The following is a 17,130-nucleotide window of genomic DNA, read 5'->3' as shown; positions in this document are numbered from 1 at the left end:
CAGTTTAATGGAATAAAAAAATGCCTTAACAACAGTTGTTAAGGCATTTTGATTAAGTTTTTGTTTGCTAATCTTTACAATAAATTAGCTGAAATCATCAATTTTTTTATTCTCATATATGCTCTTCTTTTAGATCCTTTTGAAATTTCGAAAGGCAAGAAAATAAATAATTGAATGATTTTTAAAATTTGTAAGACTCTTTTCATAATTCTTTTTTTTATTTTTTCTAGCACTGTAAATATACAAAAAAAGAAATAAACACCTCTTTCTGAGTACATAGGAAAAACACCCTAATTAAAAATTAATACTATTTATATGGTTTTTTAATACAAAAATTAAAATATGATGCTTGAAGCTATAATAAATTAGCTGAAATCATCAATTTTTTAATTTTTAGAGAAGCTCTTTTTTTATAACCATTAGAGATATCAAATGGCAACTTGATAAATAAATGAACAATTTTTAAGATTTTAAGTACTTTTTCCATGATTTTTTTTTAATTCCTTTTCAAGTGCAAAAATAGTCAAATAGTAAGATATATTTTAAATAAAAATCAATTCAGGTATATTTTTATAGATACAGCAATATTTTTATTAATAAATTATAGGGTTTGCTGAAATCAACTGATATTCCATTTAATTTGATAATTTTAAGACTAATTATACTACTCTATTCAGTTTTTCGAAAAGACGAATTTTAAGACTCGTATAATTCTTAATCGTCTCTAAATCAATTGCAATTGAAGCATCTTCTGTTGCTTCTTTCATGAGCTCATCGATTTTTTTGCCAATTAAAATTCTACGTAAATTAAAAACGGCATCATTAACAGCTTTGCTTAAAACCTCTATGGCTTGCGTTACAAAAATATTTTGTGCCTCCCAATTACTTAATTGATGCTTTTCTTCATCCATTAAAATAGAAGTCACTGTATTTGCAATATTTGGGTTTTTACTGTGAATTAGTTTGTCAATTTCTAACTTTTGAGATTGGTTTAACTGATGAATAATATCCGTATAAATTTCTTGAAAAATAGTATTTGAAAACTCAATTTCATCATCTTGCAAATGCAAATAAATTTCTGATGAAACTGTGTTTTGATATTTTCTTAAGGTAATTTTTTCCCTTCCATTATCATCAACATTTGTAATTTCCTCAGTAAAATCTACTTCTTCATTACCATACAACAATAAAATTCTAATAATTTCTTGTTCTAAAATAGTAAGCTGATCTATTTTGTTAGCAAGTAATCCTTGCCCACCTTTAACCAATCCCATTGCTGCTTGCTCCTGTTCATAAAAATATTCTGGAGGTGGTTCATTTGGATCTACGTTAGGATTTGGATTTGAATTCGAACTAGGTTTAGAATTGCTATTTGCATTATTATAAGAACTTGTTTTATTTTTTTGTGTAGCGTCTTTCTTTAAAATTTGCGCTAATTCACTAAACAAAACACGTTCTGAAATTTCCATAATTCTAGAACATTCTTGCACATAAACTTCACGTTGAATAGAATCTGGAATTTTAGAAATACTAGCAACAATTTCTCTAATTACAGTTGCTTTTTTTATAGGATCGTTATTAGAATCCTTTAATAATAAAGACACTTTAAAGTTTATAAAATCTTGAGCAGCCGTTTCTAGAAATTCTTTTAACTCTGTTTTTGAGTGTGCTTTTGCAAAACTATCTGGATCTTCACCATCAGGAAACTGAACCACTTTTACGTTCATTCCTTGCTCTAAAATTAAATCGATTCCACGAATGGAAGCTCTAATTCCTGCTGCATCTCCATCAAATAAAACAGTAATATTTTTTGTTAATCTGTTTACTAATCTAATTTGATCTGAAGTTAATGCAGTTCCTGAAGAAGCAACAACATTCTCAACTCCAGATTGATTAAAAGAAATAACATCTGTATACCCTTCTACTAAAAAACAATTATCCTGTTTTGCAATTTCTTTTTTAGCTTGATAAATTCCGTAAAGAATCTTACTCTTATGATAAATATCGCTTTCGGGTGAATTTAAATATTTTGCAGCTTTTTTATCGACCTTTAATATTCGTCCACCAAAACCTAAAATCCTACCAGACATAGAATGTATAGGAAACATAACACGTCCTTTAAAACGATCAAACTGCCTGTTTTCTTTTACAATTGATAAACCTGTAGAAGCTAAATATTTTAAATCATAGCCTTTTTCTAGAGCTGCTTTTGTAAAATTATCCCACTCATCTAAACAATATCCTAAATCGAATTTTTGAATAGTTTCGTCTGTAAAACCACGTTCTTTAAAATAGCTTAATCCAATTGCTTTCCCTTGATTGGTATTCAGCATTAAATTATGAAAATAATCTTTGGCAAAATTAGAAACCAAATACATACTTTCGCGCTCATTTAGTTGCGCTTTCTGCTCATCTGTTTGTTCAGTTTCTTCAATCTCAATATTGTACTTTTTTGCCAGCCATTTTAAGGCTTCTGGATATGAAAAATGTTCATGTTCCATTAAAAAGGAAACAGAGTTCCCACCTTTTCCTGTTGAAAAATCTTTCCAGATTTGTTTTACTGGAGATACCATAAAAGAAGGTGATTTTTCGTCCGTAAACGGACTTAATCCTTTAAAATTACTTCCTGCTTTTTTTAGTTGTACAAATTCACCTATTACCTCTTCCACTCTCGCAGATTCAAAAACTCGGTCTATGGTACTTCTAGATATCATTTAAATTTAATTTATTAAAGAATACAAATATAGTAAGAAGTTCGTCTTATAAAAACAAAGACCTCACAGGTTTTGAAAACTTGTGAGGTCTAAAAATATATTTTATAACTTTATTTTTGGGTTTGCCTTTTGCGTTAAGGATTGAGCAATTGTTTGAGCTCTTTTTTGTTTTTCACAAAAAAAGCGAGTGTGAAAGCCTGACCTTTAGGGAACGCCCAAAAAACACTAAGAAGCTGCTTTTAACTTCTTTAACGTTGTATTTGTTAATTTTGCTTCTGCATATTCTTTGGTAACATTTAATTCTTTATCATCAGAACTTGGTAAATCGAACATGGCATCTGTAAAAATAGCTTCACATAAAGAACGTAAACCTCTTGCACCTAATTTATACTCCACTGCTTTACCAACAATGTAATTTAAAGCCTCTTCTTCGATTGTAAAATCAACATCATCCATTTTAAACAATTTTGCATATTGTTTAATAATTGAATTTTTTGGCTCTGTTAAAATTGCTCGTAAAGTATCTGCATCTAAAGGATTCATGTAACTCAACACTGGTAAACGTCCAATAATTTCTGGAATTAGACCAAAGGCTTTTAAATCTGATGGAATAATATATTGCAACAAATTACCTTCATCTATTTTGTCATCTTCTAAAGAAGCTGCAAAACCAACTGCTTGTCTGTTTAAACGTTTGCTGATAATTCTTTCAATTCCTGAAAATGCACCTCCAGCAATAAATAAAATCTCTTTGGTATTAACCTCAATAAATTTTTGCTCTGGATGTTTTCTACCACCTTTTGGTGCCACATTTACAACAGTTCCTTCTAATAATTTTAATAAAGCTTGCTGAACTCCTTCACCAGAAACATCTCTAGTGATTGATGGATTATCTCCTTTTCTGGCAATTTTATCAATTTCATCAATAAAAACGATTCCTTTTTCAGCTTTTGCAACATCATAATCTGCGACTTGCAACAACCTACTTAAAATACTTTCTACATCTTCACCAACATAACCTGCTTGTGTTAAAACTGTAGCATCAACAATTGAAAAAGGAACATTTAACATCTTTGCAATTGTTTTTGCAACCAATGTTTTTCCTGTACCAGTTTCACCTACCAAAATAATGTTCGATTTTTCGATTTCTACATCATCATCGTCATTGTCTTTAGTTTGCAATAAACGTTTATAGTGATTATAAACTGCCACTGACATTGCTCTTTTTGTTTCTACTTGCCCAATAATATATTGATCTAAAAAAGCTTTAATTTCTTGTGGCTTTTTTAGAATTAAATCTTTAGACAAGCCATCTGTTTTTGCTTCAGAAATTTCTTCTTCTACAATTCCATGAGCTTGTTCTATACATTTATCGCAAATATGGGCATCCATTCCTGCAATTAGTAAATCTGTTTCTGCTTTTTTTCGTCCGCAAAACGAACACTCTAAATTCTCTTCTTTCGACATTTTCTTTCGCTTTTTGCTTTTCGCTAATCGCCTTTCGCTCTCAACTTTATGTTTTAAACTATTTTTAGCCAATTGCGAATAGCAAATTAGCCAAAAGCCTAAAAATTATTTTCTCACTAAAACTTCATCAATCATTCCATATGCTTTAGCTTCATCAGCTTTTAGCCAATAATCTCTATCAGAATCGTTGTGAACTTTTTCTATTGATTGTCCTGAATGCTTTGAAATAATTGCATATAATTCATCTTTTAACTTTAAGATTTCTCTTGCAGTAATTTCAATATCAGACGCTTGTCCTTGTGCACCACCTAAAGGTTGGTGAATCATAATTCTAGAATGTGGCAAAGCAGAACGTTTTCCTTTTGCTCCTGCACACATTAAAACTGCACCCATAGAAGCAGCCATTCCTGTACAAATTGTTGCAACATCTGGTGTTATAAACTGCATTGTATCGTAAATACCCAAACCTGCATAAACACCTCCTCCAGGAGAATTTATATAAATTGAAATATCTTTTGTTGAATCTGCACTTTGTAAAAACAACAATTGTGCTTGTACAATATTTGCTACTTGATCGTTAATTCCTGTACCAAGAAATATAATTCTATCCATCATTAAACGTGAAAAAACATCCATTTGGGTGATGTTCATTTGACGCTCTTCCATAATATTTGGCGTTAATCCTGTTGGAGTAACTGCACTTTTTAAAGTGTCATAATGTAAGCTATTAATTCCATGGTGATTTATAGCGAAGTTTTTGAACTCTTTTCCGTAATCCATTTCGTGATTCTATTTTAAGTTTAATAATGTAAAGGTAAGAACTATTCTCTTAATATTTTGTTAGAGTTTTTGAACCAAAGAACCTGAATTTTTCAATTCAGGTTCTTTATTCTTTTTATCTTTTTTGAAACAAAAATTAAAGAAGTTGCTCTTTTTTTTAAAGGAACAAATTACTTTTCTTTCAATAAAGAAAATTATTGTTTGTAAGCTTCTTTAATAAACTCTTCGTAAGAAACTTCTACTGTATTAAAGTTGATATTTTCTTTAAAGAACGTAATTAATTTTTGACTAATTAATTGTCCCTGTAATTTTTGAGCTTCTTCTTGATTTTGTAAAATTCTACCTGCAATTTCATCCAATTCTTTTTCTTCTGGATTCATGTTACCAAATTGCGCCATTTGCTGACGGATAAAAACTTTAGCATACTCTACCAATTCTTTATAGTCTAGTTTGATGTCATTATCTTTCATCAACTTTCCTTCAATTAATTGGTAACGTAATCCTTTTTCAGATTTTTCGAATTCAGCTGCAGCTTCTTCAGCAGTTAATTCTTTTTCACCAGCAGTTTTTAACCATTTCTTTAAGAAATCTGCAGGTAAATCGAACTTTGTATTTTCAATTAAATATTCTTGAACAGCAGTTAATAAAAACTGATCTGCTTGTTGTTGAAACTGCTTTTCAGCATCTTCTTTAATCTTATCTTTTAATTGAGTTGCAGTTGTAACACTACCATCAGCAAATAATTTATCAAACAATTCTTGATCTAATTCTGCAGGTTCTGTTTCAGTAATAGTTTCAACAGTAAATGTTAGTTTAATATCTAAATCGTGAATTTCATCATGAGAAACTCCTAAAATGTGTTGTAATTTATGGTCGTTTTCAAATAATTTCTTTGATTCTAACTCAATAACATCACCAACTTTAGCTCCAATAATTTTATTTTGGTTTTTCTTACCTTCTAAATCTGTAACTAAAAAAGTTCCTTTTTTGTTAATTTCTTTTTCCTCGTTTACAAAAGTTCCTGTAACATTTGCATCTTTAGTAGCTTCTTCAATTGGGCTAACTTTTCCATAACGAGTTTGAATGTTCTTAACTTCTTCGTTAATTAACTCCTCTGTTGCAACAATATTATATTGCTTAATTTTATTTTTTTCTGATAAATCTACCTTAAATTCTGGTGCTAAACCAATTTCGAATTCAAATGTAAAAGTATCTGCATTCCAGTTAAAATCTTCGTTAATTCTTGGAATAGGATTTCCTAAAATGTCTAACTTTTCTTCTTGTAAAAATTTATTTAAGGAAGCTTGTAAAAGTGTATTTACTTCATCTATCATTATAGATTTTCCATACTGCTTTTTAATCATTCCCATTGGCACTTGCCCTTTTCTAAAACCAGGTATGTTTGCCTTTTTGCGATAATCTGTTAACTTTTCTGTTACTTTTGCTTGATAATCGTCTGCAACAATATCAATTTTAATAACTGCGTTTAACGCATCTACATTTTCTTTTGTAATATTCATTTGTTATTATCTCTAGTTCTTAAAAAATCGACTGCAAAATTAATCAATTTTATTAAGCCTACAAAAGTTTAAATTGTTCAATTACAGCTAATTTTGTTTCATTATATAAAAAAACAGCAATAAAAGCGAAATTTATAATTGATATATAAATAGACTCAATAAAAACTTTAAGCCAAAAAAATTATACATAATAATTCATACTTACTTGAAGGGTTCTATAATGGAATAAATCTATTTTTTTTTGATTAGAAAAAACAATTGTAATAGTTTAAAATTCTATATGCTATTAATAAAGAAATGAAAATCTTTCATTATTTTTATGGTGCATTTGAATTTGAAAAATTCGGAAGTGTAACTTCTATCTTGCTTATAAATAACCATGAATAAATACATAGACATCATAAAAAACTCGTATTCCAGTTATTGGAACTATATTCAAAAATCTGTTTTGATGGATTTGAACTGGGAGAATTATTTCTACGGTTTAATTATTATTTCTTTAGTTGTTTGGGGTTTAGAAGCTATTTTTCCTTGGCGAAAAAATCAATCTTTGTTTCGTAAAGATTTTTGGTTAGATACTTTTTACATGTTCTTTAATTTCTTTTTATTGAACTTAATTGTATTGATTGCTTTATCAAATTCTGCTGCAGAAATTTTTAATGATATTTTAAGTTTGGTAGGTTTATCAGTTTCAAGTTTTGAATTGTTAGACTTAAATTCTTTACCATTTTTTATAAGAATATTTATCTTTTTTATTGTGGTTGATTTTGTGCAATGGTGGACACACAGATTGTTGCATAGAGTTGAATTTCTTTGGAATTTTCATAAAGTACATCACTCTGTAAAAGAAATGGGTTTTGCTGCACACTTGCGTTATCATTGGATGGAACCTGTAGTTTACAATTCCTTAAGATATATTCCTTTGGCAATTATTGGCGGATTTTCTGCAAAAGATGTTGCGTTTGTTCACTTTTTTAATATTACAATTGGTCACTTAAACCACGCAAATATTAATTGGGATTATGGTTGGTTGAAATACATTTTTAACAACCCTAAAATGCATATTTGGCATCACTCTAAAGAATTGCCAGCAGAAAGAAAATTCGGTGTAAACTTCGGATTGACTTTGAGTATTTGGGATTATATTTTTAAAACGAATTACATTCCACATTCTGGAAGAGATATAGAAATTGGTTTTAAAGGTGATGAAAATTTCCCAAAAGGATTTTTAGAACAAGAAATGTATCCTTTAGGGAAGAAATAAATTCTTAGAAATCTGAAAGCTAGCAAACAATTCTAGCCCTGATTGAAGCATTTGTTTGAGCTCTTTTTTATGCTTTTTCAGCATAAAAAAAGCGAGTGCTGAAAGCAGGAAATAGCTTCAAATAAAAAACCTTCTTGATTTCTCAAAAAGGCTCTTATTTATTTTTATAATTTGTATTAGCTACTTTTCCTTTTTGGTGGTAGAATTTTAAAGACTAAACTAATGCCAATTGCTCCAATAACGCCCATTAAAAAATCAAAAAAACCATCGTATTTAAAAGATTTTTTCCAAAATAATCCTAATGATACTCCAACAATTGCAATTAATAATCCTATTATTTGACTTTTATTCATGTTAGTTTTATCTTGTTTCTTCTCTCAAAAAGATTAATCATTCAACTTTAAGACAGCCATAAATGCTTCTTGAGGAATTTCTACATTCCCAACTTGACGCATTCTTTTCTTACCTTTTTTCTGCTTTTCTAATAACTTACGTTTTCTAGAAATATCACCTCCATAACATTTTGCAGTAACATCTTTACGCAAAGCTTTGGTAGTTTCTCTGGCAATAATTTTTGCACCAATTGCAGCCTGAATAGGAATATCAAACTGTTGTCTTGGAATTAATTCTTTTAATTTCTCAACTATTTTTTTACCAATAGAATAGGCATTATCTGCATGCAACAAAGCAGAAAGTGCATCTACAGGTTGTGCGTTTAGTAAAATATCTACTCTTACTAATTTCGATTCACGCATTCCAATTGGATGATAATCGAAAGATGCATATCCTTTAGAAACAGTTTTTAAACGATCGTAAAAATCGAACACAATTTCTGCCAAAGGCATTTCAAAAATTAGCTCAACTCTTTGTGTTGTTAAATACGTTTGGTTGATGATTTGCCCACGTTTTTCGATACACAAACTCATTACTTGTCCAACAAAATCGGATTTTGTAATAATACTTGCTTTTATAAAAGGTTCCTCTACTCTATCTAATCTAGAAGGATCAGGTAAATCTGTTGGGTTGTTCAACAAGATTAATTCCTCTGGATTTTTCTTTGTATAAGCATGATAAGATACGTTAGGAACTGTTGTAATCACAGTCATATTAAACTCGCGTTCCAAACGTTCTTGAATAATTTCCATGTGTAACATTCCAAGAAAACCACATCTAAAACCAAAACCTAAAGCTGCAGAACTTTCTGGTTGAAATACTAAAGAAGCATCATTTAATTGCAGTTTTTCCATAGAACTACGCAATTCTTCATAATCTTCTGTATCAACAGGATAAATACCTGCAAAAACCATTGGTTTTACATCTTCAAAACCTTCAATAATTTCTTTTGTTGGATTGGCAAAATCGGTAATAGTATCACCAACTTTTACTTCTTTTGCAGTTTTTATTCCTGTAATTAAATAGCCAACATCGCCTGTTTTTACAGATTTTTTAACAACTTGTGTTAGTTTTAAAGTACCAACTTCATCTGCAAAATAATTTTTACCTGTTGCAACAAATTTTATTTCTTGTCCTTTTTTAATTTCACCATTAAAAACTCTAAAATAAGTTTCAATTCCTCTATAAGAATTATATACAGAATCGAAAATTAAGGCTTGTAATGGAGCATCAGGATCTCCTTTTGGTGCAGGAATCCTATTAATAATTGCATTTAAAATATTATCAACTCCAAACCCAGTTTTTCCACTTGCATGAATAACTTCTTCAGGGTCACAACCTAATAAATCTACAATATCATCTGTTACTTCTTCTGGATTTGCAGAAGGTAAATCTACTTTATTTAGTACAGGAATAATTTCTAAATCATTCTCTAAAGCTAAGTATAAGTTAGAAATTGTTTGTGCTTGAATACTTTGTGCTGCATCTACAATTAGCAAAGCTCCTTCACAAGCTGCAATAGATCTTGAAACTTCGTAAGAGAAATCTACGTGACCTGGAGTATCAATTAAATTTAAAATATATTGCTCTCCATTATGTGTGTAATCCATTTGAATTGCGTGAGATTTTATGGTAATTCCACGTTCACGCTCCAAATCCATACTATCTAATAGTTGCTCTTTTTTTTCACGAGCAGTTACAGTTCCAGTAAAATCTAGCAACCTGTCTGCTAATGTACTTTTACCATGATCAATATGAGCAATAATGCAAAAATTTCTAATGTTCTTCATCCTTCTATACTTCGTTTACCACTAATGGTTTGCAAAGATAGTTAATAAAGTAATCGTTTAAGAATGTATTAAGTTGGTTTTTTTAGATAAAAGTTACTATAACACAATTGCTATGTTTATAATAAAATTTAAGCGCGTATTTTTTTGTAGAAAATATGATACATTAAGTATAAAAACAATAACCAGAAACATAAAATTATAACGTGGTTTTTTAATGAAATTTGTTGTTCTAAAATAAGTCTTGAATACATAAAAAACTGAATTACTGCAAATAAGGACCAATTCAGATATCTAAATGTGTACGTTCCTTTTTTATTTTTTGATATTCTTTTTAGATAAATCCAAATGCCACTTGCAGCTAAATAACAAATTAAGATTCCAAAAATAAACCAAATTGCTTTTGTAAATAAACCTCCAAAATATCCAAAATGAATTGGATCTATCAAATTATTTATGGTCATTAAAGAATTGGTTTCTGTCGCTTTTTGTAAAAATAACACTGCATTCGTTTTTGCATCTATGACAACTCTATTGGCTCTATATCTTGCTAATGGTACATCAGAATTCCCTCTAACTTCTAGTGTTTTATAGTTATCAGAAATCACGAAAGAACCAAATGTAAAATTTGGGATTTCTTTTTTAGCGATTTCAATAGCATCATCATAATCTAAACTGTAAGAGAAATTTTCAACTTTAGTAGAACTCATTGAAATATTCTCAATTTCTTTATCATCAATAAAATCTGCAATCGAAAATAAATTAGCTCTTTCTGTAAAATACCAAATTGCAGATACCGAAAACAGTATGATAAATGGAATTGACCAAACTGCAAAAGTTTTATGCAAATTTTTAGTATAGGCCAAAGCGTTATTTTTCTTACCAATATTTAAAGAATGTTTTCTTTTATTGTTGATAAATTTTAAGCCACTAAGTAAAGAACCCAACAATAAAAACCCAAAAATTAACACCATATAATTCCCTATATCTGTAGGAATAAATAAATTATAATGTAAATCTCTAAAAAAACGCTGAATTGTTCCAGAAGAACTTCCTTGTATTTTTCCTGTATAAGGATTTGCAAAAACATATAAAATAGCGCCTTTTTCATTTTCTAAATGAATAATATCTACTAAATAATCTTCTCTAGATTTTTCCCAAAAAGTGATCTGTTGATTAGGGAAATCTGTTTTTAGTTGTTTTAAAATTTCATTTTTTGAAGCCAGCTCTTTTTGTGGGCTTGCTCTCATTTCAGGATTAAAAACCCAATCCAATTCATGACTAAAAACAGCTACTGTGCCAGAAAAACAAACAATAAAAAAAATAATGCTTAGCTGAACTCCTATCCAACTATGTATTGCAAAATAATCTTTCTTTTGAAGTTTTTTCATCTGTTAAAAAAATCGAATATTTTACGATTTTGAACAAAGAAACATTTTAAAAATAAACTCGATAAATTAAAGATGTTAAAGTATTCTAAATTTTTAAAACTTGAATTTTAATACCTTTTTTTCTTTCAACATTATTGAAAAATATGGCGATTTTTAAAAGAAAATCTTAAAAAACCAAATGGTAATTCTAATGGATATAGAGAAATATCATCAAAAAAAACACCTTTATAAGTTGTGATGTTTGGAAAAGAAAAAAAATTGAATCCTATAAGATGAAGTAATTTCGGATTTAGAATAATTGTAAAATACGCTTTAAAATAAATAAGGTAGATTGAATTTGACTCTACCTTATTTATTTTTTTGAATTCTTAATAATCTCTATTCAATTCTGCAATAGCGACTTTAAATTCTTCTTTATTTATTTTATCATCACCAGATTTATCATATCCTTTTATCATTTCACCAGCAACCAAACCTCTCAAAAAGCTATTTACGCCTGCTTCTTTCAGTAAATCTTTAATTTCATCTTTGTTTAAAGAACCATCTTTGTCTTTATCAAAAGCTGCAAATGCATCTTCTGGAGATTTAAATTTGGTTGAAATTAATATGTGAATATCTCTTAATATATTTTCTTTTGCACCCATTTTATATTTCTTTAAATTTTGTTTTACTCTTTTATTCCTGATTCTTTGATGGCTTTTTGAAACTCAAACCAACTTACTAAATTATCGTTATTTTGGTCGAAGCTTTTCATCATGAATTCAGCAACTAAACCTCTTATTAACAAACTAACTCCAGCTTCTTTTAATAAAATTTTAAAATCAGCTTTAGTTAAAAAACCATCTTTATCATTATCATAATAATCAAAAGCATCTTTAGGATTCGTAAATTTACTACGCATCAAACTTTCAATATTTATGAGTATTTTTTCTTTTGTCCAAGCCATTTTTTAATCTTGCCATTCTGCAATAAACAAATTGGTATCTCTTCCACCTCCATTGTTTCTGTTTGATGAAAAAGCCAACTTTTTTCCATCATTAGAAAAAACTGGAAACGCATCAAAAGTTTCTCCATGAGTTACTCTTTCTAGGTTTTTACCATCTATATCAATTAAATATAAATTGAAAGGAAAACCTCTTTCTGCTTCAAAATTAGATGAAAATAAAATCTTTTTTCCTGAAGGATGAAAAAACGGACTCCAATTTGCGTTTCCTAAATCTGTTAATTGTCGTAATTCAGAACCATCAGCATTACAAATATAAAGCTCCATTTCTGTGGGTTCTACCAAACCTTCTGCTAATAAATCTTTGTAAGCTTTTATTGCTTCTGGAGTTTTTGGTCTAGAAGATCTAAAGATAATTTTGCTTCCATCAGGAGAGAAAAACGCACCTCCATCATACCCTAATTCGTCTGTTATTTGTTTCACATCAGAACCATCAATATTCATAGTATATAATTCTAAATCGCCACTTCTGGTTGATGTAAAAACAATTTTATCACCTTTTGGAGACACTGTAGGTTCTGCATCATAACCAACTTCATTCGTTAATTGTTTTACAATATTTCCTTCTAAATCTGCCATAAAAATATCGAAACTATCATACACAGGCCAAATGTATTTTCCGTTTTTACGCAAAGGTACATCTGGGCAATTATCATCTACCAAGTGTGTAGATGCGTAAATAATATGTTTGCTATCTGGTAAAAAATACGCACAGGTTGTACGTCCTTTTCCTGTAGAAATCATTGGTGGCATTTTGTCTTTAAAATTCTCATCAGCATTCATTAAAAACATCTGATCACAACTTACATTCCAATTTTTATAATTAGACTGAAAAACGAGTTGTTTATCATCAAAACTCCAATAAGCTTCTGCATTATCGCCGCCAAAAGTTACTTGACGTAAACTTTTAAAATGCACTTCTTCAGGGTAAATTAAAGAATCTTTTACAATTGTATTTTCTGCTGAATTATTTTTAGATTGTTTTTTATCAGTTTTGCATGAAAACATCAATAATGCCAATACAAGTATAGAAAGTAATCTCATTTTGTTTTATATTTTTTAACTTTACAAAAATAATATTATCATTATGAAAAACATCTTATTTTTTATCTTTTTGAGCATTTTAATTTCTTGTAAACCAGAAATAAACCAAGAAAACCGAATTAAAGAAGATGTTACTTTTTTGGCTTCGGATGAATTAGAAGGAAGACAAACAGGAACTGAAGGCGAAAAAAAAGCTGCTGCTTATATTTCAAATCGTTTCAAAGAATTGGGTTTACAACCAAAAGGAACTCAAAATTATTTACAGCCTTTTTCTTTTAGACCAAAAACAAATCCTCATGACGAAGTTAAATTTGATGTGAATGGAGATGGAACTATTACAGGAAATAACATACTTGGTTTTTTGAATAATAATGCAGAAAACACCATTATAATTGGTGCACATTATGATCATTTGGGTTTTGGTGGCGAAGGTTCTTTGTATAGAGACTCTATTAAAGCAATACATAATGGAGCTGATGACAATGCTTCTGGAGTTGCAGTTTTACTAAATTTAGCAGCAAAATTAAAAACGAAAAACACCAATAACAATTACCTTTTTATGGGATTTTCTGGCGAAGAAATGGGGCTTTTAGGTTCTAATTATTTTGTGAAAAATCCAACAATCGACATTAAAAAAATATCTTATATGATAAATATGGATATGGTTGGCAGAATGAAAAAAGATTCTTCTTTGGCAGTTTATGGCACAGGAACTTCGCCAATATTTAAGCAAGTTTTAAAATCTCATAATGATAATTTCAGATTGGTTCAACAAGAATCTGGAGTGGGTCCTAGTGATCATACAAGTTTTTATTTAGCTGATATTCCTGTTTTACATTTTTTTACGGGTCAGCATGAAGATTATCACAAACCAGGAGATGATTCAGAAAAACTGAATTATGATGGAATGCATTTAATTTCTGATTATATTTTTAATATTATTACTGATTTGGATGATAATGGAAAAATTTCATTCAGAAAAACGAAGAATGAAAGTGAAGATACTCCTCGTTTTAAAGTTGGTTTAGGTGTAATTCCAGATTATCTTTTTGACGGAAAAGGAATGCGAATTGACGGAATTTCTGAAGACAAACCTGCACAAAAAGCAGGTCTTAAAAAAGGCGATATTGTTATAAAACTCGGTGATAGTTTAGTAACAAATATGATGAGTTATATGCGTGCTTTATCTGTTTTTGAAGAAGGAAGTTCTACAAAAGTTGTGGTAAAAAGAGGTAATGAGAAAGTTGAAAAGGAAATTAATTTCTAAAAAACTTCTCGATACAAAATTCTTGAAAAAAGAATTTCACTCGAAGTGCCAGCATGAATAAAACATTTTAAAAAGTCTGTTGCCAGTTCGAGTGATTTTGACTTTTTTAGGTTTTTATGGATGTTGGGTTTTGAGGAAAACCCAAATTAAATGAGTAATTTAGAGTCTTGAAAAAAGCTAAATTATGGAGTTATTCAACTTATTTCTTTGAATTTACAACTTCCTTATTTTTCAAAATTTAGTTTCATTAAAAATCACTAATTTTGCAGAAAAATAATCAGTTTTGGTAAAAATAGGCAACATAGAATTACCCGATTTTCCACTTTTATTAGCACCAATGGAAGATGTTTCAGATCCTCCATTTAGAGCTTTGTGCAAAGAAAATGGTGCAGATGTTGTGTATACAGAATTTATTTCTTCTGAAGGATTAATTAGAGACGCTGCAAAAAGCGTCATGAAACTAGATATATACGAAAAAGAAAGACCTGTAGGAATTCAGATTTTTGGTGCAAATTTAGAATCGATGTTGCAAACAATCGAAATTGTAGAAAAATCAAATCCAGATATTATTGATATCAATTTTGGTTGTCCTGTAAAAAAAGTAGTTTCAAAAGGTGCTGGAGCAGGAATTTTAAAAGATATAGATTTAATGGTTTCGCTTACAGAAGCGATGGTTAAACATACCAATTTACCAATTACTGTAAAAACACGTTTGGGCTGGGACCATGATTCTATTCGAATTGTAGAAGTCGCAGAACGTTTGCAAGATGTTGGCTGCAAAGCAATTTCTATTCATGGAAGAACTAGAGCACAAATGTATAAAGGAGATGCAGATTGGAAGCCTATTGCTCAAGTAAAAAACAACCAAAGAATGCACATTCCTGTTTTTGGAAATGGTGATATTACCACTCCTGAAAGAGCCATGAAAATGCGTGATGAATATGGTTTGGATGGAGCTATGATTGGGAGAGCTTCTATTGGTTACCCTTGGTTTTTTAAAGAAGTAAAGCACTTTTTTAAAACTGGTGAGCATTTACCAAAACCTACAATTGCAGAACGTACTGAAATGGCTAGAAGACATTTACAGATGGCCATTGATTGGAAAGGAGAACATTTAGGAGTTGTAGAAACAAGAAGACATTACACGAATTACTTTAAAGGAATTCCACATTTTAAAGAATATAGAATGAAAATGGTAACTTCTGACGATTCTAAAGATGTTTTTGATGCTTTTAATGAAGTTGAAGAAAAGTTTGGAAATGTTGCTATTTCTGAACTTTAGATAAATTTATCTATCTTTCTATAAACTCTTTATTAATTCTACTACTTGCAATTTTAGCAGCTATAAAACCTAAAACTGTAATCGTTAAAATTACAATCAACAGATTTAAAAATCTAAATTCTACAGGATAAGGTAAACTTTCTGTAATCATAAAAAAACCATATTTACTCTGGAGAAAAACTGCGATAACTCCAATTAGTAACCCTATAATCATTCCAAAAAAAGTAAGTAAAAAACCTTGTAAAACAAATATTTTTTTAATCTCTTTTACGGTTGTTCCTAAATTATATAGTGTTTTTAGATTTTCTTTTTTGTCTATAATCATCATAATTATAGTACCAATTACATTGAATAAAGCAATAATTACAATGAGTGTAAAAATTAAATAAGAAACAAAATTCTCCGTATTTATTACTTTATAAAAAACTTCATTCAATTGTTCTTTTGTTTGCACTCTAAAAGTTGTCCCTAAATTATTTTGAAGCTCCTCTGCAACAGCATCTGCATTTAAAGGATCTACTAATTTTAGTTCTATACCAGTAATTTGGTTTTCATCGAACTTTAATAAATCTTTTGCTTGTTCTAAATTTACAAATACATATTTACTTTCAAAATCTTCTGTACCAATATATAAACCAACAATCTGAACATTTGTTTTATAAAAAGCGTTGTTTGGGTTTATAAAACCTGTTCCTGGTTTTGGAACTAAGATAGATAATGGTTCTCCAAAACTTCTAATTCCTAAAGATAATTTTGCTGCTATGGTTCTACCAATTACAGCTGTGTTTGTATATTCTTTATCTAACCAATTACCAATTTCTAATGCTGAATCTATACTTGTAATTTCAGCATAGTTTTCTTCAACTCCTTTAATGTATGCTATTTCATTTTTTTCATTGTGTTCTAAAAAAACACGCTCTTCAATTATTTTAGAACTTGCTTTTACATCCTGATTTCCTGTTATAATTTTGTAAACATCATCAGTAAGAATAAAAGATTTTCCTTTTACTGATGTAATTTTAATATCAGGATCAGAAGCATCTAATAAACTGTAACTAAAAGTTCTTAAACCAGAAAAGCCAGAAAGGATAATAAATAACGCTAAAGAGCCTACAATAACTCCAAAAGAAGCAATAATGGTTATAATGTTGATAGCATTATTGCTTGTTTTAGTAAATAAATATCTTTTGGCTATGTAGAGTGAGAAATTCAATAAAG

At 29.3% G+C, this 17,130-nt stretch carries 15 protein-coding genes; 3 read left to right on the top strand and 12 right to left on the bottom strand.

The features are described 5' to 3' along the window. Window positions 1–355 precede the first annotated feature (355 nt). The 5 genes from LPB03_RS16905 to tig form a co-directional block, all read right to left on the bottom strand. Complete coding sequence (locus LPB03_RS16905; protein WP_262502088.1) at window positions 356–487, bottom strand: hypothetical protein; 132 nt, start codon at window positions 485–487, stop codon at window positions 356–358. 172 nt (window positions 488–659) lie between these two features. Beyond that, window positions 660–2,714 (bottom strand): DNA primase, encoded by a 2,055-nt coding sequence (gene dnaG / locus LPB03_RS13475; RefSeq protein ID WP_065320174.1) that lies wholly within the window; start codon window positions 2,712–2,714, stop codon window positions 660–662. A gap of 225 nt (window positions 2,715–2,939) precedes the next feature. After that, window positions 2,940–4,181: an ATP-dependent Clp protease ATP-binding subunit ClpX gene (clpX, locus tag LPB03_RS13470; RefSeq protein WP_065320173.1), complete on the bottom strand. Its 1,242-nt coding sequence runs from the start codon at window positions 4,179–4,181 to the stop codon at window positions 2,940–2,942. A gap of 105 nt (window positions 4,182–4,286) precedes the next feature. Next, complete coding sequence (clpP, locus tag LPB03_RS13465; protein WP_065320172.1) at window positions 4,287–4,961, bottom strand: ATP-dependent Clp endopeptidase proteolytic subunit ClpP; 675 nt, start codon at window positions 4,959–4,961, stop codon at window positions 4,287–4,289. Between the two features lie 194 nt (window positions 4,962–5,155). Next, complete coding sequence (gene tig / locus LPB03_RS13460; RefSeq protein ID WP_065320171.1) at window positions 5,156–6,481, bottom strand: trigger factor; 1,326 nt, start codon at window positions 6,479–6,481, stop codon at window positions 5,156–5,158. A gap of 379 nt (window positions 6,482–6,860) precedes the next feature. On the opposite strand from tig, the gene LPB03_RS13455 reads away from it, so the two are divergent. Continuing rightward, window positions 6,861–7,745 carry a sterol desaturase family protein gene (locus LPB03_RS13455; protein ID WP_065320170.1) on the top strand — a complete coding sequence of 295 codons (885 nt, stop codon included), beginning with the start codon at window positions 6,861–6,863 and terminating at the stop codon, window positions 7,743–7,745. A 176-nt stretch (window positions 7,746–7,921) separates the two neighbouring features. Here the strand turns inward: LPB03_RS13455 and LPB03_RS16670 are convergent, their stop codons facing one another. The 6 genes from LPB03_RS16670 to LPB03_RS13430 form a co-directional block, all read right to left on the bottom strand. Then, entirely contained in the window at window positions 7,922–8,098 is a 177-nt protein-coding gene (locus LPB03_RS16670) for a hypothetical protein (protein WP_157579363.1), read from the bottom strand. A 33-nt stretch (window positions 8,099–8,131) separates the two neighbouring features. Further along, window positions 8,132–9,928: a translation elongation factor 4 gene (gene lepA / locus LPB03_RS13450; RefSeq protein WP_065320169.1), complete on the bottom strand. Its 1,797-nt coding sequence runs from the start codon at window positions 9,926–9,928 to the stop codon at window positions 8,132–8,134. A gap of 128 nt (window positions 9,929–10,056) precedes the next feature. Beyond that, entirely contained in the window at window positions 10,057–11,316 is a 1,260-nt protein-coding gene (locus LPB03_RS13445; RefSeq protein WP_065320168.1) for a PepSY-associated TM helix domain-containing protein, read from the bottom strand. 368 nt (window positions 11,317–11,684) lie between these two features. Then, window positions 11,685–11,960: an EF-hand domain-containing protein gene (locus tag LPB03_RS13440; protein ID WP_065320167.1), complete on the bottom strand. Its 276-nt coding sequence runs from the start codon at window positions 11,958–11,960 to the stop codon at window positions 11,685–11,687. A 23-nt stretch (window positions 11,961–11,983) separates the two neighbouring features. After that, on the bottom strand, window positions 11,984–12,262 hold the full coding sequence (locus tag LPB03_RS13435; RefSeq protein ID WP_065320166.1) for an EF-hand domain-containing protein: 279 nt from the start codon (window positions 12,260–12,262) through the stop codon (window positions 11,984–11,986). 3 nt (window positions 12,263–12,265) lie between these two features. Continuing rightward, complete coding sequence (locus tag LPB03_RS13430; protein WP_065320165.1) at window positions 12,266–13,363, bottom strand: TolB family protein; 1,098 nt, start codon at window positions 13,361–13,363, stop codon at window positions 12,266–12,268. Between the two features lie 43 nt (window positions 13,364–13,406). Here LPB03_RS13430 and LPB03_RS13425 point away from each other — a divergent pair, with 43 nt between their 5' ends. Both LPB03_RS13425 and dusB read left to right on the top strand, forming a co-directional pair. Continuing rightward, entirely contained in the window at window positions 13,407–14,630 is a 1,224-nt protein-coding gene (locus LPB03_RS13425; protein ID WP_065320164.1) for a M28 family peptidase, read from the top strand. Window positions 14,631–14,913: 283 nt separating this feature from the next. Continuing rightward, on the top strand, window positions 14,914–15,912 hold the full coding sequence (dusB, locus tag LPB03_RS13420) for a tRNA dihydrouridine synthase DusB (protein WP_065320163.1): 999 nt from the start codon (window positions 14,914–14,916) through the stop codon (window positions 15,910–15,912). A 10-nt stretch (window positions 15,913–15,922) separates the two neighbouring features. On the opposite strand, the gene LPB03_RS13415 is transcribed toward dusB, so the two are convergent. After that, window positions 15,923–17,125, bottom strand: coding sequence for an ABC transporter permease (locus LPB03_RS13415; RefSeq protein WP_065320162.1), 1,203 nt, complete (start codon window positions 17,123–17,125; stop codon window positions 15,923–15,925). Between the last annotated feature and the right edge of the window lie 5 nt (window positions 17,126–17,130).

It is taken from the genome of Polaribacter vadi (assembly GCF_001761365.1).
GTDB lineage: Bacteria > Bacteroidota > Bacteroidia > Flavobacteriales > Flavobacteriaceae > Polaribacter > Polaribacter vadi.
This window is presented reverse-complemented; position numbering and strand designations above follow the sequence as displayed.

What these genes read in the sequence shown, in the direction of transcription:
- LPB03_RS16905 (WP_262502088.1), bottom strand. Translation starts at nt 487, where the DNA reads ATGGAAAAAGTACTTAAAATCTTAAAAATTGTTCATTTATTTATCAAG.
- dnaG (WP_065320174.1), bottom strand. Translation starts at nt 2,714, where the DNA reads ATGATATCTAGAAGTACCATAGACCGAGTTTTTGAATCTGCGAGAGTG.
- clpX (WP_065320173.1), bottom strand. Translation starts at nt 4,181, where the DNA reads ATGTCGAAAGAAGAGAATTTAGAGTGTTCGTTTTGCGGACGAAAAAAA.
- clpP (WP_065320172.1), bottom strand. Translation starts at nt 4,961, where the DNA reads ATGGATTACGGAAAAGAGTTCAAAAACTTCGCTATAAATCACCATGGA.
- tig (WP_065320171.1), bottom strand. Translation starts at nt 6,481, where the DNA reads ATGAATATTACAAAAGAAAATGTAGATGCGTTAAACGCAGTTATTAAA.
- LPB03_RS13455 (WP_065320170.1), top strand. Translation starts at nt 6,861, where the DNA reads ATGAATAAATACATAGACATCATAAAAAACTCGTATTCCAGTTATTGG.
- LPB03_RS16670 (WP_157579363.1), bottom strand. Translation starts at nt 8,098, where the DNA reads ATGAATAAAAGTCAAATAATAGGATTATTAATTGCAATTGTTGGAGTA.
- lepA (WP_065320169.1), bottom strand. Translation starts at nt 9,928, where the DNA reads ATGAAGAACATTAGAAATTTTTGCATTATTGCTCATATTGATCATGGT.
- LPB03_RS13445 (WP_065320168.1), bottom strand. Translation starts at nt 11,316, where the DNA reads ATGAAAAAACTTCAAAAGAAAGATTATTTTGCAATACATAGTTGGATA.
- LPB03_RS13440 (WP_065320167.1), bottom strand. Translation starts at nt 11,960, where the DNA reads ATGGGTGCAAAAGAAAATATATTAAGAGATATTCACATATTAATTTCA.
- LPB03_RS13435 (WP_065320166.1), bottom strand. Translation starts at nt 12,262, where the DNA reads ATGGCTTGGACAAAAGAAAAAATACTCATAAATATTGAAAGTTTGATG.
- LPB03_RS13430 (WP_065320165.1), bottom strand. Translation starts at nt 13,363, where the DNA reads ATGAGATTACTTTCTATACTTGTATTGGCATTATTGATGTTTTCATGC.
- LPB03_RS13425 (WP_065320164.1), top strand. Translation starts at nt 13,407, where the DNA reads ATGAAAAACATCTTATTTTTTATCTTTTTGAGCATTTTAATTTCTTGT.